Origin of the sequence: Mycobacterium sp. E1386, assembly GCF_001672745.1 — a bacterium.
In the GTDB taxonomy this organism is placed as follows: Bacteria; Actinomycetota; Actinomycetes; order Mycobacteriales; family Mycobacteriaceae; genus Mycobacterium.
In genome coordinates this window covers 1-13608 of record NZ_LZKH01000109.1, presented here as the reverse complement: position 1 = coordinate 13608, position 13608 = coordinate 1, and the positions used below count along the sequence as shown (strand labels likewise).

The following is a 13608-nucleotide window of genomic DNA, read 5'->3' as shown; positions in this document are numbered from 1 at the left end:
TTCTGGTCTTCACGTCCGGATCAACCGGCAAGCCGAAAGGCGCCCTGGGCACCCATCGTTCCATGGCGGCCCGGCTGGACTGGCAGCTACGGCACTACCCGCCGAGAACCCACGACATTCGGCTGGCGCAGGCCTCGATCACGTTTCTCGAGGGTGGCATGGAAATGCTGGCCGGCCTCGCAGCCGGGTCGACCATGATCCTCGCCGACGATGCCGAGCACCGCGACCCGGAAGCGCTCGGGGAGTTGATGATCCGGCATGCGGTGACCCAGGTGACCGCGGTGCCCAGCCTGGTCTCCGCCCTGGTCGACAGCAGGCCCGACGCGGTGCGAGCCCTGTCCCGGCTGGTGTGCGGCGGAGAACCGGTGAGCACCGCGCTGCTGCAGCGGCTGGTGTCGGTGTGCGCCGGCGCGGGCACCGAACTGTTGAACAACATCGGTTCCACCGAGACCTCCGGTGCGGTGTCCCGCGGTCGACTGGAGCTGCCGAATCCGCTGGTGGGCAAACCGGTCCCGGGGTCGGACGCCTACCTGCTCGACGCGGCCCTGCGACCGGTGTCCGTCGGGGTGGTCGGCGAGCTGTACTACGCCGGCGACCAACTGGCCCGGGGCTACTGGAAGCGGCCCGGACTGACCGCCACCCGGTTCGTGGCCAATCCCTATGCCCCCGAACCCGGTTCGCGTCTGTACCGCAGCGGCGACCTTGCCCGCTGGACCGCGGACGGGCGATTGGAATTCGTCGGGCGCTCCGACCACCAGGTGCAGGTGCGCGGCTTCCGGGTCGAGTTGGCCGAGGTCGAGGCGGCGCTGGCGGAAGTCGACGGTGTCGCCGCCGCGGCGGCCCGCACCTGGGAGGTGCACGGCGGCACCTCGCTGGCCGGATACGTTGTGCCACAGCAGCCGATCGACGATGACACCGATAAGGCCGCGTTCGCGTCACAGGTCCGGGCCGCGCTCGGAACGACGCTGCCCGGCTACATGATGCCCTCGTCGTTGACCGTTCTCGACGCGCTTCCCAAAACCGATTCGGGCAAGCTGAACCGGCCCGGGCTGCCGCCACCGGCGGTCAGCACCAGCGGACAGGTTGAACCATCGCGCACCGACACAGAACGGGCGCTGGCAAAGATGTTCGCCGAACTGCTCTCGACGCCCGAGGTGGGCCGCTTTGACGACTTCTTCGCCCTGGGCGGCGACAGCATCCTGTCGGTGCAGCTGGCCGCGCGGGCTCGGGCCGCCGGCCTGGCGGTCAACCCGCGGATGATCTTCGAGAACCCGACGGTGCAACAGCTGGCCGCCGCCCTGGATGCGTTGGAGCGCAACGACACCGAGCCCGCCGATGCCCGGTTCGAGCCCATGAGCGCCTCCGGGCTGTCGGCCGAGGATCTCGCCGCCGTGACGCAGCTTTGGTCGTCGTCGCGGGACGGCGCGCCATGACGGCCACCAAAGATGTCGCGCCCGACATCGAGGACGTGATGGCGCTGAGCCCCCTGCAGGAGGGCTTGTACTCGCTGACCACGCTCACCGAATTCACCGACGGCGAGGCCGACGACCCGTACGTGATCGGCATGGCCGCCGACATCTCCGGCGCTCTAGATGTCGCGCTGTTACGTGATTGCGCGGCAAAGATGTTGGTGCGGCACCCCAACCTGCGGGCCAGCTTCTTCAGCCGGGGTATCGCGCGGCCGGTGCAGATCGTCCCGTCCCGGGTAGATCTGCCATGGCGCACCGTCACCGCCGCACCCGAGGATGTGCAGGCGCTGGAGGCTGGCGAACGCCGCCGGCCGTTCGATCTCGAACACGGTCCGGCCATCCGCTTTCTGCTCGTCGAATTGCCTGGCGCACGATGGCGTTTGGTGCTCACCGCCCATCACATCGTGATCGACGGCTGGTCGTTGCCGGTGTTCGTCAACGAGATGATGATCCTGTACCGGGCCGGTGGCGATCTCTCGGCCTTGCCCGCCGGCCCGCGGCCCTACCGCGACTACATCGGCTGGTTGGCCAGTCGAGATCCCGAAGCCAGCCGGCAGGTCTGGCGCCGGCACCTGGCGGGCCTTCCCGGACCCACCCTGCTGTCGGCCGCGTTGGGATCGGCGGATGGCCGGCGGACCGGGCTGCCGCGCACCACAGAACTGCGGATGCCGGCCGAAGCCACCGCGCGATTGGTCGAGGAGACCCGAGCCCGTGGCATCACCGTCAACACCCTGCTGCAAATGGCGTGGGCGCTGGTGTTGTCCCGGCTGACCGACACCCAGGACGTGGTTTTCGGCGTCACGGTGTCCGGCAGGCCGCCCGAACTCGCCGGCGTGGAGACCATGATCGGGCTGTTCATCAACACCGTTCCGTTGCGGGTGCGGCTCGACCCCGCCGCGAGGGTGGGCGAGCAATGCCGCGCGGTGCAGCGCAACGCCGCACTGCTGCGCGAGCACAGCCACATCGGACACGCCCAACTGCGGGCGCTCGGCGGCGTCGGCGAAATGTTCGACACCCTGCTGGTCTACGAGAACTTCCCCTTGGACGGGCTGGCCGCGGGCACCGAATTAACCGCCGGCGGCGCAACTTTCCGGCCGTCCGCCCTGCAGACCTTGTCGCACTTCCCGGTCACCGTTGCGGCCCACGTGGCGGGCGGCGAACTGGTGGTGCTGGTCGAAGTGGTCGACGGGGCGCTCGGCGCCATCCCGGCGGCCACCTTGGCCCGGCGGGTGATCGCTACCGCCGAGCGGCTGCTGCGGGACTGGGAGCTCCCGCTGCGCGAGGTCAGCGTCCTCTTCGACGACGAGGCGGTCCCCCCGCGCCCCGCGGGCGTGACCCCCCGGCCTGCGGTCGGCATCCACACCCGATTCGCCGAGGTCGCCTGCGGGGCACCCGACAACCTCGCGGTCAGCTGGGCGGGCGGCCAACTCAGCTACCGGGAACTGGACGCGCTGGCCGACGGCCTGGCCGCCCGGCTCGCGGACCGCGGGGTGCGGCCCGAAACCCCGGTGGCCATCCGGCTTTCCAGGGGGCCGCAGTACATCGTCGCGATGCTCGCGGTGCTCAAGGCCGGCGGCATGTGCGTGCCGATGGAGCCGGGGACGCCCCCGGAACGGGTGGAATCGATCCTGCGTCAATCCAATGCCTCGATCCTGCTCGACGAGGTGTCGCTCGTCGCGGGCGAACCTCCCGCCACGGAGTTCCGCCCGGCCGAGGTGGTGCCCGGCCAGGCCGCGTATGTCGTCTTCACGTCAGGCACGACCGGAGAACCCAAGGGCGTCATCGGAACTCACGCGGCGGTGGCCGCCTACGCGGACGACCACCTGGACAACGTGTTGCGACCGGCGGCCGCCCGGCTGGGCGGGCCGCTGCGCATCGCGCACGCGTGGTCGTTCGCGTTCGATGCCGCCTGGCAGCCGTTGATCGCTCTGCTCGACGGCCACGGTGTGCACGTCGTGGACGAGCCCACCCAGGCCGACGCCGAGGCGATGGTCGCGGCCATCGCCGAACACGGCATCGACATGATCGACACTACTCCGTCGATGTTTGCCCAACTCGCGGCGTGTGGTTTGCTGACGACGGTTCCGCTGGCGGTGCTGGCGCTGGGCGGGGAAGCGCTCGGTAAGCCCGCCTGGACCCTCATCCGCGCGGAGTGCGCACGCACCGGAATGACGGCCTTCAACTGCTACGGCCCGACCGAAACCACGGTGGAGGCGGTGGTGGCCGCCATCGCGGAGCACGATGAGCCGTCGATCGGGCGGCCGACCCTGCACACCCGTGGCTACGTGCTGGACTCCGCGCTGCGTCCGGTGCCGTTCGGAGCCACCGGCGAGCTCTATCTGGCCGGCGCCCAGCTGGCGCGCGGATATCTCGGCCGCGCGGCGGAAACCGGCCGGCGATTCGTCGCCGACCCGTTCGCGACCGGCGAACGCATGTACCGCACCGGCGATTTGGTGCGGCGCGGTTCCGACGGCTCGCTGCAGTACGTGGGCCGCGCCGACGCGCAGGTGAAGATCCGCGGCTACCGCGTCGAGCCCGGCGAGATCGCCGCTGCGCTCGAATCGCACCCCGCCGTCCAGCGCGCCGGAGTGCTGGTGAGCCGCTCGAAGGCCGGAGCGCGGCTGACCGCTTACGTGGTGATTTCCGAAGCGCCGCCGCCGTCGACGGCCGAACTGCGCGGCATGCTCGGCTCCCGGCTGCCGCGCTACATGATCCCGCAGCGCATCGTCCCGGTCGACGAAATCCCGCTGACCGTCAACGGCAAGCTGGACGAGGCCGCGCTGAGCGCCTTCGACACCGCCGACGCGGTTTCCGGAGCCGAACCCGAAACAGCCACGGAAGCCGCACTGGCGGAACTGCTCTCCGAACTGTTGCATCAGCCGCGAATCGACGTCACCGCGGATTTCCTGCAGCTGGGCCTGGACAGCATCATGGCCCTGTCGGTGGTTCAGGCGGCGCGAGCGCGGGGGATCGCCCTGCGCGCCCGGCTCATCCTCGAGTGCGCGAACGTCCGCGAGCTTGCCGAAGCGATCGATTCCGAAACCATCTCCACCACAAGCGATGCCGACAATGACGGCGGCGAGCCCATGCCAGTGCTGCCCAACGGCCGCTGGCTTTACGAATACGGGGAGCCGCGCCGGCTGGCGCAGACCGAGGCCATCCGGCTGCCCGACCACGTCACCCGCCGGCAATTGGACGCCGCGCTGGCCGGCATCCTGGCCGGGCACGACGTGCTGCGCGCTCGCCTGGACCGCGCGACCATGACCCTGGTCCCGACCCAGGTCACCGACACCCCTCTCATCGAAGTAGCGGTGGCCGCCGATCTGCACGCCGCGGTCCCCGATCACGTCGCACGGGCCGTCGACCGCCTCGACCCGGAGCGCGGGGCGCTGCTGGCCGCGGTGTGGCTTCGCCCCCCGACCGGACACAGCGTCCTGCTGCTGGCCGTCCACGTGTTGGCGATGGATCCCGCGTCGTGGCGAGTGGTTCTCGGTGAATTGGACGCCGCCTTACAGGCTTTGGCCACCGGTCACTCGCCGGCCCCGGTCCGGGAGCACACCAGCTACCGGCGCTGGGCCGGCGCGCTCATCGAGCGCGCCCACCGGCTGGACACCGTGGAATTCTGGGCCGCCCAGGCCGACGGCGACGATCCCGAACTCGGTGCCCGGCGGGTCGATCCGTGCCGTGACCGGGCCCGCGATCTGGACGTCCGCATGATCGCAGCCGACGCGGACACCACGCGCCGGCTGCTGGATTCGGGCGTACCGTTGCCGCACCTGCTGGTCGCCGCCACCGCGGCGACGGTGACGCGGTGGCGGCGGTCGCGCAATCAGGCCACGCCGCCGCCCCTGCTGGCGCTCGAAACACACGGTCGCGCCGACGGTCTCGTCGAGGGGCCGGGCGCGCACACCATCGACACCGGCGACACCGTCGGACTGCTGAGTTCCATCTACCCGGTGCGGGTGGCGTCGGCCGACCCGCGAGACGTGGGGGAGCTGATGGCGACGATCCCGGGCGACGGGCTGGATTACGGGTTGCTGCGCTATCTGCGTGCCGACACTGCCGAACGCCTCGCCCCGTTGCCCGGCCCGCAACTGTTGCTGAACTACCTCGGTGCCGCCCACGCCGCAGGCGGGACCCGGCTGCTGACGCTCGAGCGTGAGCTCCTCGCCGGGGTCTCGCCGCAGCCCGAGCCAGAGCTGGCGGTTCGCCACGAGCTCACCATCGTGGCCGCCATGCTCACGTTCGACGGACAGCGCGTGCTGGCCGCGCAGTGGCGCACGCTGCCGGACATCCTGACTGACACCGATGTGGCGGCGCTGCAACATCTTTGGCTTGAATCGCTGCGGGAGGTGGTGACATGAGCACGCTGGCGATCGTGGGCGCGGGAGCCAAGGCGGTTGCCGTCGGGGCCAAGGCGTCCGTGCTGCGCGAGATGGGTATCGATGCTCCCGAGGTGGTCGCGGTCGAACGCATCGGCGTCGCGGCCAACTGGCAGGCCAGCGGCGGTTGGACCGACGGGGCGCACCGGTTGGGCACCAGCCCGGAGAAGGACGTGGGGTTCCCGTATCGCTCCGCGCTGGTGCCCCGCCGCAACGCCGAACTCGACGAGCGGATGACCCGCTACAGCTGGCAGTCCTATCTGATCGCCACGGCGTCCTTCGCCGAATGGATCGACCGCGGCCGACCGGCGCCGACGCATCGCAAGTGGAGCCAATACCTGGGTTGGGTGGCCGAGCAGACCGGACTCGACGTGGTGCACGGTGAGGTCGAACGGTTGGCCGTCAGCGGCGACCAGTGGACGCTGCATACCCACGAGGCCACCGTGCACGCCGACGCGTTGATGATCACCGGGCCGGGGCAGGCCGAGAAGTCACTGCTGCCTGGCAATCCGCGCATGCTGTCGATCGCCCAGTTCTGGGATCGCGCCGCGGGCCACGACCGGATCAGCGCCGAGCGGGTGGCGGTGATCGGGGGTGGCGAGACGGCCGCGTCGATGCTCAATGAGTTGTTCCGGCACCGGGTTTCGACCATCACCGTCATTTCACCGCAGGTGACGCTGTTCACCCGTGGGGAAAGCTTCTTCGAGAACTCGCTTTTCTCCGACCCGACCGACTGGAGCGCGCTGACGCTGGCCGAGCGCCGCGACGCGCTGGCGCGCACCGACCGCGGGGTGTTCTCGGCGAACGTGCAGGAGGCGCTGCTGGCCGACGACCGGATCCGCCACCTGCGGGGCCGGGTGGCCCATGCGGTGGGCCGGGACGGTCAGATCCGGTTGACCCTGTCCACCAACCGGGGCAGCGAGAACCTCGAGACAGTGCACGGTTTCGACCTGGTCATCGACGGGTCCGGCGCCGACCCGCTGTGGTTCACGTCGTTGTTCGGCCAGGACGTGCTCGACCTGCTGGAGCTCGGCCTCGGCGGGCCGCTGACCGCCGACAGCCTGCAGGAGGCGATCGGCTACGACCTGGCGGTCGCGGACGTCACGCCGAAGCTGTTCCTGCCCAATCTGTCCGGGTTGACCCAGGGCCCCGGATTTCCGAACCTCAGCTGCCTGGGATTGTTGTCTGACCGGGTATTGGGAACCAGTGGGGGCTTAGTGGGCCCGTCCAAGCACACGACAAGGAGACGCGATGAGCATCAACCCCTTCGATGACGAGAACGGCACATTCTTCGTGCTCGTCAATAGCGAGGACCAGCACAGCCTGTGGCCAAGCTTCGCCGACACCCCGGCGGGCTGGCGCGTGGTGTTCGGCGAAGCAAGCCGCGCGGAGTGCCTCGAGTATGTCGAACAAAACTGGACCGACATCCGGCCGAAGAGCCTTCAGGAATCGATCGAGCGTCGCTCATAACGCGCGGCGGCGCCGCCACCGTAGCGTCGCCGTAACGTGACCGGCCCGAGACACAATCGCCGGTCACACAAGGCACACTTACACCAACCAATCCGTGGTGGCGCGGAACCTGCTGGGGGACAAGATCGCTGAGATCCCGCCACGGTTCGTGCGTATCGAAGGGGGAACCGTGAAGACCGTGAAAACCATGTCAACTCTTGCCACCGGCGTGGCGGCGTTCGCCGTCGTAGGGGGAGCCGCCGGTGGCGCATTCGTCGCAGCACCGATGGATCAGGTGCAGCTGGCCGCGGTCGGTGCGCCGTTACCGCAGGATCCGCCCCCGCCGCCGCCGGCCCCGGGAGCTCTGCCGACCGCCGATCAGTTGTCCAGCCTGTGCAACCAGGCGACCGATCCGGGCGTTTCATACACGACCAAGAACAATCTGGTCGAAAACGGCATCAGCCCGAACGAGGGGCACGTCGCCGATCACGATCTGCGCAAGGCCTACCGCAACGGAAACTTCCCCGAGACGTTCGCCGTGACCAACATTGCGCCCGCCGGCCCGAACATGGCCCAGGCCGACGTGGCCATCTCGGGTCCGAAGTTCGCCGGGCCGGTGGAAAAGCACCTGGTTTTCGTCAACCAGGGCGGGAACTGGGTCCTGCAGCACGACGCCGCCATCGCGCTGATCCAGGCGGCGACGGCGACGAACTAGGCGGCTAGAATTCTGGGCGGCCACACAGCCTGCGCACAGGTTGTGCATGTTCTCTTCATATGGCCTGGTCGTAACGTAGCCGTGCCGAGTCGCGAAACAACAGGAGTAGCAGGCGCGCTGACACCACGCCAGATGTGTGGATCCGTCGAATTTCGTGCCCGTCGAAGGGGGAACCATGAAAACCGTTAAGTTGCTCGCCACCAGCGTGGCAGCCTTCGCCGCCATCGGGGGTGCGGCCGCGGGCCTGGCCTCGGTCGCGGCGCCAGTGGATCAGGTGCAGCTGGCCGCGGTCGGCGCGCCTCTGCCGCAGGACCCGGCTCCGGTCGCGGCCGCCGACGTCCCGACCGCCGACCAGCTGACCGGCGTGCTGAACAGCCTGGCCGACCCGAGCATCTCCTTCTCCAGCAAGAGCAACCTGGTGCAAGGCGGCATCAGCGGTATCGAGGCGCACGTCGCCGACAAGAAGCTGCAGAAGGCGGCCAAGAACGGCGACCTGCCCCTGTCGTTCAATGTCACCAACATTCAGCCGGCCGCGGCCGGTTCGGCCACCGCTGACGTCGCGGTCTCCGGTCCGAAGCTGACGTCGCCGGTCACCCAGAACATCACGTTCGTCAACCAGGGCGGCTGGGTGTTGTCGCGGGCGTCGGCGATGGAGTTGCTGCAGGCCGCCGGTCAGTGATCTGCGCCCCGCGCGCATTTGGCGACGCGTGCGGGGTCGGCCAGCACGTCGATTGAGACCACCAGGCCGCCGCGCACCACGAATCCCATGATGGCCGCCGCCCGCCCGGAGACGAAGATGACCGCGCCGGGGGCGCCGTTGACGGTCGCGGCTCGCACCTCGCGGTCCGGACCCGCATAGCCGCGGGCCAACCGTGCCACGGCGGCGGCACCCTCGGCGCGGAAGCCGGGGGTGCCGTGGCCGAAGTCGCCGCGCAGCACCACGTCCGGGTGCAGCACGGCCACCAGCCGGTCGAAATCGCCGCTGCGGCCCGCCGCAAAGAAGGCGTCGACGGCCTCCCGATGGGCGGCCGCGTCGCCGTCGGGGTCCGGATCGGCCTCTTCGATGCGCCGGCGTGCCCGGCTGGCCAGCTTGCGGGTGGCCTCCGGCGTCCGGCCGACGATGGGTGCGATCTGGTCGAACGGCACGGCGAAGGCGTCGTGCAGCACGAATGCCAGGCGCTGCTCCGGCGGCAAGGTATCCAGCACCACGAACAACGCCAGTCCGACCGCGTCGGCCAGCATCGCGCGGTGTTCGGGGTCGAATTCGCCGTCGGCTTCCACGATCGGGTCCGGCACGGCCACGCTCAGGCCGCGCGTCCGGCGGTCGCGGAGCATGTTCAAACAGATGCGGGCCACCACCGTGGTGAGCCAGGCGTCCAGGTTGGCTATTTCGTCAGCGCCTTCGGCGGCCCGGCCGCTCAGCCGGAGCCACGCTTCCTGCACAGCGTCCTGGGCGTCGTCGATCGAGCCCAGCATGCGGTAGGCGATGGCGCCCAGCTGCGGCCTCGCCGCCTCGAAACGGGCCGTCACCGACGCATCGACGGTCACGTACGTGCTTCGGGCAGGGCGCAGACCCGGTTGCCGGAGAAGCCCGACGAGCCGATCCCAAGCGCCAGGTTGAAGCGGGCGCGCAGATTGCCCAGCGTGATCACGTGGGTGAGGCCGACGAGTTGGGCGGTGTCGAAATGCGTGCGCAGCGCATCGAAAAGCTCATCGCTCACCTCCACGGGCGTCCGGCTGATCGCGGTCGCGTACTCGAGGATCAGCTTGTCGACCGCGGAGAAGCACGAAGCGTTGCGATAGTCCGCGAGGGCAAGCAGTTCCTCGTCGGTGATGCCCCACTGGCGGGCGATCTGTGAACCGAGGTCGATGCAGTATTCGCAGCGCACCGTCGTCGCCGACTTGAGCTCGGCGAGCGCGCGGTGCCGGGGGCTGAGGATGTCCAGTTTCGACTCGGCCTGCTCGAGCTTGCCGTAGGCGTTGAGCAGCCGGGGAATGTGCGCATACATTCGCAGCGGTTCCAGCATCCCGGCCGTTTCCAGGCCGGTCATCTGCGCGAGTTTGCGCTTGGTGAAGAAGAAGGCGATCTTGGCGCCCAGGCCGGCGTCGCGGTCTGAGACCCCTGGCAACCGGGACATGGCGATCCTCCTAGCAAGTTGCGGTGTGAACCAACGTCCTCACTAAGTCGACACCCGGCGCGGCGCAAATGTGACCGCCCTAGTTGGGCGGCCCCGGGGCCCGGTCCATGTCGAACACCCGGGCGTGCAGCACGGTGCGGTTCCGCAGCGCCGCCCGGACCGCGCGGTGCAGGCCGTCCTCGAGATAGGTGACGCCCTTCCACCGCACGGCGTGCGGGAAGAGGTCGCCGTAGAAGGTGGAGTCCTCCGACAGCAGGCGGTCCAGCGTCAGCACCGTGGTCGTCGTGACCAGTTCGTCGAGGCGGATCTGCTGCGGCGGAATCTGGGCCCAGTCGCGGTAGGACAGCCCGTGCTCCGGATACGGCTTGCCCTCGCGCACGCCCTTGAAGATCATCGCCGGATCTTTCCCGACGGCCTGTGCCGCGACCGGTTCATGCTGGACAGGCTAACCGGAAGACGTGCCTACAGCCTCGAGGCCACCGCAATTCCGCCTGCCGGCGCCGAGTGCCGCCGCCCCCGCCGCGGCAACCGGCCGCTGTAACGGTTAGCACGGCTTGCGACCCGTAAAATGAACCCGGGTCAGCGCGGCGCAGGGAGGTGACAACGAGTGGGAAGTGCCGACGATCGTCGCTTCGAGGTGCTGCGTGCCATCGTCGCCGATTTCGTTGCCACCAAGGAACCCATCGGTTCCAAGAGCCTGGTGGAGCGTCACAACTTGGGCGTCTCGTCCGCGACCGTCCGCAACGACATGGCGGTGCTCGAGGCCGAGGGCTACATCACCCAGCCGCACACCAGCTCCGGACGGGTGCCCACGGAGAAGGGCTACCGGGAGTTCGTCGACCGGCTGCACGACGTCAAGCCGCTCTCCTCGGCCGAGCGCAGCGCGATCCTGAGCTTCCTGGAGTCCGGTGTCGACCTCGACGACGTGCTGCGCCGGGCGGTGCGCCTACTGGCCCAGCTCACCCGTCAGGTGGCCGTGGTGCAGTACCCGACGCTGACGTCGTCCACCGTGCGTCATCTGGAAGTGATCGCACTGACCCCGGCCCGCCTGCTGATGGTGGTCATCACCGACACCGGTCGCGTGGACCAGCGGATCGTCGAACTGGGCGATGTCATCGACGATCACCAGCTGTCCCAGCTCCGGGAGATGCTCGGCCAGGCGTTGGTGGGCAAGAAGCTCTCGGCGGCGTCGATCGCCGTCGCGGACCTGGCCGGACAGCTGCGCGCCCCCGACGGCCTGGGCGACGCCGTCGGCCGCTCGGCGACGGTGTTGCTGGAGTCGTTGGTGGAACACACCGAAGAACGCTTGCTGATGGGCGGCACCGCCAACCTGACGCGCAACGCCGCCGATTTCGGCGGCTCGCTGCGCTCAATCCTGGAGGCGCTCGAGGAGCAGGTGGTGGTGCTGCGGTTGCTGGCGGCCCAGCAGGAAGCCGGTAAGGTGACGGTGCGTATCGGCCATGAGACGGCCGCCGAGCAAATGGCGGGCACCTCGATGGTGACCACCGCCTACGGCACCTCCGACACCGTGTTCGGCGGAATGGGTGTGCTGGGGCCCACCCGGATGGACTATCCGGGAACTATCGCCAGCGTCGCCGCGGTTGCCCTTTATATCGGCGAAGTCCTGGGTGCTCGATGAACGCGCACCCGCTGGACGCTCAAGCTTTGTGGGCGCGGGACAAGGACCAGGTTTAGGAGAGTCAGGCGTGGCACGCGACTATTACGGGCTGCTCGGGGTGGGCAGAAACGCCAGCGACGCGGAGATCAAGCGCGCGTACCGCAAGTTGGCCCGTGAGCTGCATCCCGATGTCAACCCGGACGAGGCCGCGCAGGCGAAGTTCAAGGAGATCAGCGTCGCCTACGAGGTGCTGAGCGACCCTGAGAAGCGCCGCATCGTCGACCTCGGTGGCGATCCGATGGAGGGCGCCGCCGCCGCGGGCGGTGGCTTCGGCGGCGGCTTCGGGGGCCTCGGCGACGTGTTCGAAGCCTTCTTCGGCGGCGGCTTCAGCGGTGGCGCGACCTCCCGCGGTCCGATCGGCCGGGTGCGGCCGGGCTCGGACTCGCTGCTGCGCATGCGGCTCGACCTCGAAGAGTGCGCGACCGGCGTGACCAAGCAGGTCACCGTCGACACCGCGGTGCTGTGCGACCGCTGCCAGGGCAAGGGCACCAACGGCGACTCGGTGCCGGTCCCGTGCGACACGTGCGGCGGCCGCGGCGAGGTCCAGACGGTGCAGCGCTCGCTGCTGGGTCAGGTGATGACCTCGCGGCCATGCCCCACCTGCCGCGGCGTCGGTGTCGTCATCCCCGATCCCTGCCACCAGTGCATGGGCGACGGCCGGGTGCGGGCCCGCCGAGAGATCAGCGTGAAAATCCCCGCCGGGGTCGGCGACGGCATGCGGGTGCGGCTGGCCGCCCAGGGCGAGGTCGGGCCCGGGGGAGGTCCGGCCGGCGACCTGTACGTCGAGGTCCATGAGCAGGCCCACGACGTCTTCGTGCGCGAGGGTGACGACCTGCACTGCACGGTGTCGGTGCCCATGGTCGACGCGGCGCTGGGCGCCACGATCACCATCGACGCCATTCTGGACGGCATCAGCGAGGTCACCATTCCGCCTGGCACGCAACCGAATTCGGTCATCACGCTGCGCGGCCACGGGATGCCGCACCTGCGGTCGGGCACCCGGGGCGATCTGCACGTCCACGTCGAGGTGGTGGTGCCCAGCCGGCTGGACCACCACGACACCGAGCTGCTGCGCGAGCTCAAGACCAGGCGCAGCCGCGACGTGCCCGAGGTCCGCTCGACGCACGCCGGCGGCGGCCTGTTCAGCCGGCTGCGCGAAACCTTCACCGGCCGCTAGCTGCGATCTGGAAAAAAGGCGCGCACATGGTCGCGACCCTCTTCTACGTCGACGCGCTGCCCGATACCGGCTCGCTGGCCGTCCTTGAGGGCGACGAGGGGTTTCACGCCGCCACCGTGCGGCGGATCCGACCCGGCGAACACTTGGTCCTCGGCGACGGCTCCGGCGGCCTGGCGCACTGCGAGGTCGAGCACGCCGGCCGCGACGGGTTGAGCGCCCGGGTACTGAAGCGCTGGAGCGTCGCGGCGGGGCAACCGCCGGTCACCGTGGTGCAGGCGCTGCCGAAGTCGGACCGCTCGGAGCTGGCCATCGAATTGGCCACCGAAGCCGGGGCGGACGCCTTCGTCGCCTGGCAGGCGGCCCGGTGCGTGGCCAGTTGGCAGGGTGCCCGCGTGGACAAGGGCCTGCGCCGGTGGCGCGCCGTCGCCCGTTCGGCGGCCCGGCAATCCCGACGGGCGCACATCCCGCCCGTCGAGGGCGTGCTGTCCACCGCGGGACTGGCCCAGCGGATCCGCGACGACGTGGCCGCCGGAGCCGTGGCGCTGGCCCTGCACGAGTCGGCCACCGACCCGCTGACCAAACTCGATATCGCCCGCGCGA

12 protein-coding genes are annotated in these 13608 nt (G+C 69.7%); 9 read left to right on the top strand and 3 right to left on the bottom strand.

Annotated features, from left to right (window positions below; all coding sequences use genetic code 11):
- The 6 genes from A5709_RS12090 to A5709_RS12065 form a co-directional block, all read left to right on the top strand.
- Nucleotides 1-1433 (top strand): non-ribosomal peptide synthetase (locus tag A5709_RS12090; protein ID WP_156768027.1); only part of this gene is annotated, 1433 nt, incomplete at its 5' end.
- Nucleotides 1430-5833, top strand: a complete 4404-nt coding sequence (locus A5709_RS12085; protein ID WP_068120055.1) for a non-ribosomal peptide synthetase — start codon at nt 1430-1432, stop codon at nt 5831-5833. The genes A5709_RS12090 and A5709_RS12085, both read left to right, overlap by 4 nt.
- Nucleotides 5830-7125, top strand: a complete 1296-nt coding sequence (mbtG, locus tag A5709_RS12080; RefSeq protein WP_067946774.1) for an NADPH-dependent L-lysine N(6)-monooxygenase MbtG — start codon at nt 5830-5832, stop codon at nt 7123-7125. The genes A5709_RS12085 and mbtG overlap by 4 nt, the downstream gene beginning before the upstream one ends.
- Nucleotides 7103-7321 carry an MbtH family protein gene (locus A5709_RS12075; RefSeq protein ID WP_068011852.1) on the top strand — a complete coding sequence of 73 codons (219 nt, stop codon included), beginning with the start codon at nt 7103-7105 and terminating at the stop codon, nt 7319-7321. Before mbtG ends, A5709_RS12075 begins: the two co-directional genes overlap by 23 nt.
- Before the next feature lie 187 nt (nt 7322-7508).
- Nucleotides 7509-8015, top strand: a complete 507-nt coding sequence (locus A5709_RS12070) for a hypothetical protein (protein WP_369827316.1) — start codon at nt 7509-7511, stop codon at nt 8013-8015.
- A gap of 175 nt (nt 8016-8190) precedes the next feature.
- Nucleotides 8191-8694: a hypothetical protein gene (locus A5709_RS12065; protein ID WP_068120051.1), complete on the top strand. Its 504-nt coding sequence runs from the start codon at nt 8191-8193 to the stop codon at nt 8692-8694.
- Here A5709_RS12065 and A5709_RS12060 read toward each other — a convergent pair.
- The 3 genes from A5709_RS12060 to A5709_RS12050 form a co-directional block, all read right to left on the bottom strand.
- Nucleotides 8688-9563: a sigma-70 family RNA polymerase sigma factor gene (locus A5709_RS12060; protein WP_068120047.1), complete on the bottom strand. Its 876-nt coding sequence runs from the start codon at nt 9561-9563 to the stop codon at nt 8688-8690. The two genes, A5709_RS12065 and A5709_RS12060, sit on opposite strands and share 7 nt — an antisense overlap.
- The gene (locus A5709_RS12055; RefSeq protein WP_067946779.1) at nt 9560-10153 is read right to left on the bottom strand and encodes a carboxymuconolactone decarboxylase family protein; all 594 of its coding nucleotides are present in this window, start codon (nt 10151-10153) and stop codon (nt 9560-9562) included. The genes A5709_RS12060 and A5709_RS12055 overlap by 4 nt, the downstream gene beginning before the upstream one ends.
- A gap of 79 nt (nt 10154-10232) precedes the next feature.
- Nucleotides 10233-10547, bottom strand: a complete 315-nt coding sequence (locus tag A5709_RS12050) for a type II toxin-antitoxin system VapB family antitoxin (RefSeq protein ID WP_068120045.1) — start codon at nt 10545-10547, stop codon at nt 10233-10235.
- Between the two features lie 213 nt (nt 10548-10760).
- Here A5709_RS12050 and hrcA point away from each other — a divergent pair, with 213 nt between their 5' ends.
- From hrcA to A5709_RS12035, 3 genes are all read left to right on the top strand, one after another.
- A complete protein-coding gene (gene hrcA, locus A5709_RS12045; protein WP_067203209.1) occupies nt 10761-11792 on the top strand; it encodes a heat-inducible transcriptional repressor HrcA in 1032 nt (343 codons plus the stop codon).
- Between the two features lie 67 nt (nt 11793-11859).
- Nucleotides 11860-13008 (top strand): molecular chaperone DnaJ, encoded by a 1149-nt coding sequence (dnaJ, locus tag A5709_RS12040; RefSeq protein WP_068011850.1) that lies wholly within the window; start codon nt 11860-11862, stop codon nt 13006-13008.
- A gap of 26 nt (nt 13009-13034) precedes the next feature.
- Nucleotides 13035-13608: 16S rRNA (uracil(1498)-N(3))-methyltransferase (locus A5709_RS12035; protein ID WP_067946786.1), on the top strand; the 574-nt coding region annotated here is incomplete at its 3' end.

Excerpts from the sequence above, each read along its gene's own strand:
- A5709_RS12085 (WP_068120055.1), top strand. The coding sequence starts at position 1,430 with ATGACGGCCACCAAAGATGTCGCGCCCGACATCGAGGACGTGATGGCG.
- mbtG (WP_067946774.1), top strand. The coding sequence starts at position 5,830 with ATGAGCACGCTGGCGATCGTGGGCGCGGGAGCCAAGGCGGTTGCCGTC.
- A5709_RS12075 (WP_068011852.1), top strand. The coding sequence starts at position 7,103 with ATGAGCATCAACCCCTTCGATGACGAGAACGGCACATTCTTCGTGCTC.
- A5709_RS12070 (WP_369827316.1), top strand. The coding sequence starts at position 7,509 with ATGTCAACTCTTGCCACCGGCGTGGCGGCGTTCGCCGTCGTAGGGGGA.
- A5709_RS12065 (WP_068120051.1), top strand. The coding sequence starts at position 8,191 with ATGAAAACCGTTAAGTTGCTCGCCACCAGCGTGGCAGCCTTCGCCGCC.
- A5709_RS12055 (WP_067946779.1), bottom strand. The coding sequence starts at position 10,153 with ATGTCCCGGTTGCCAGGGGTCTCAGACCGCGACGCCGGCCTGGGCGCC.
- A5709_RS12050 (WP_068120045.1), bottom strand. The coding sequence starts at position 10,547 with ATGATCTTCAAGGGCGTGCGCGAGGGCAAGCCGTATCCGGAGCACGGG.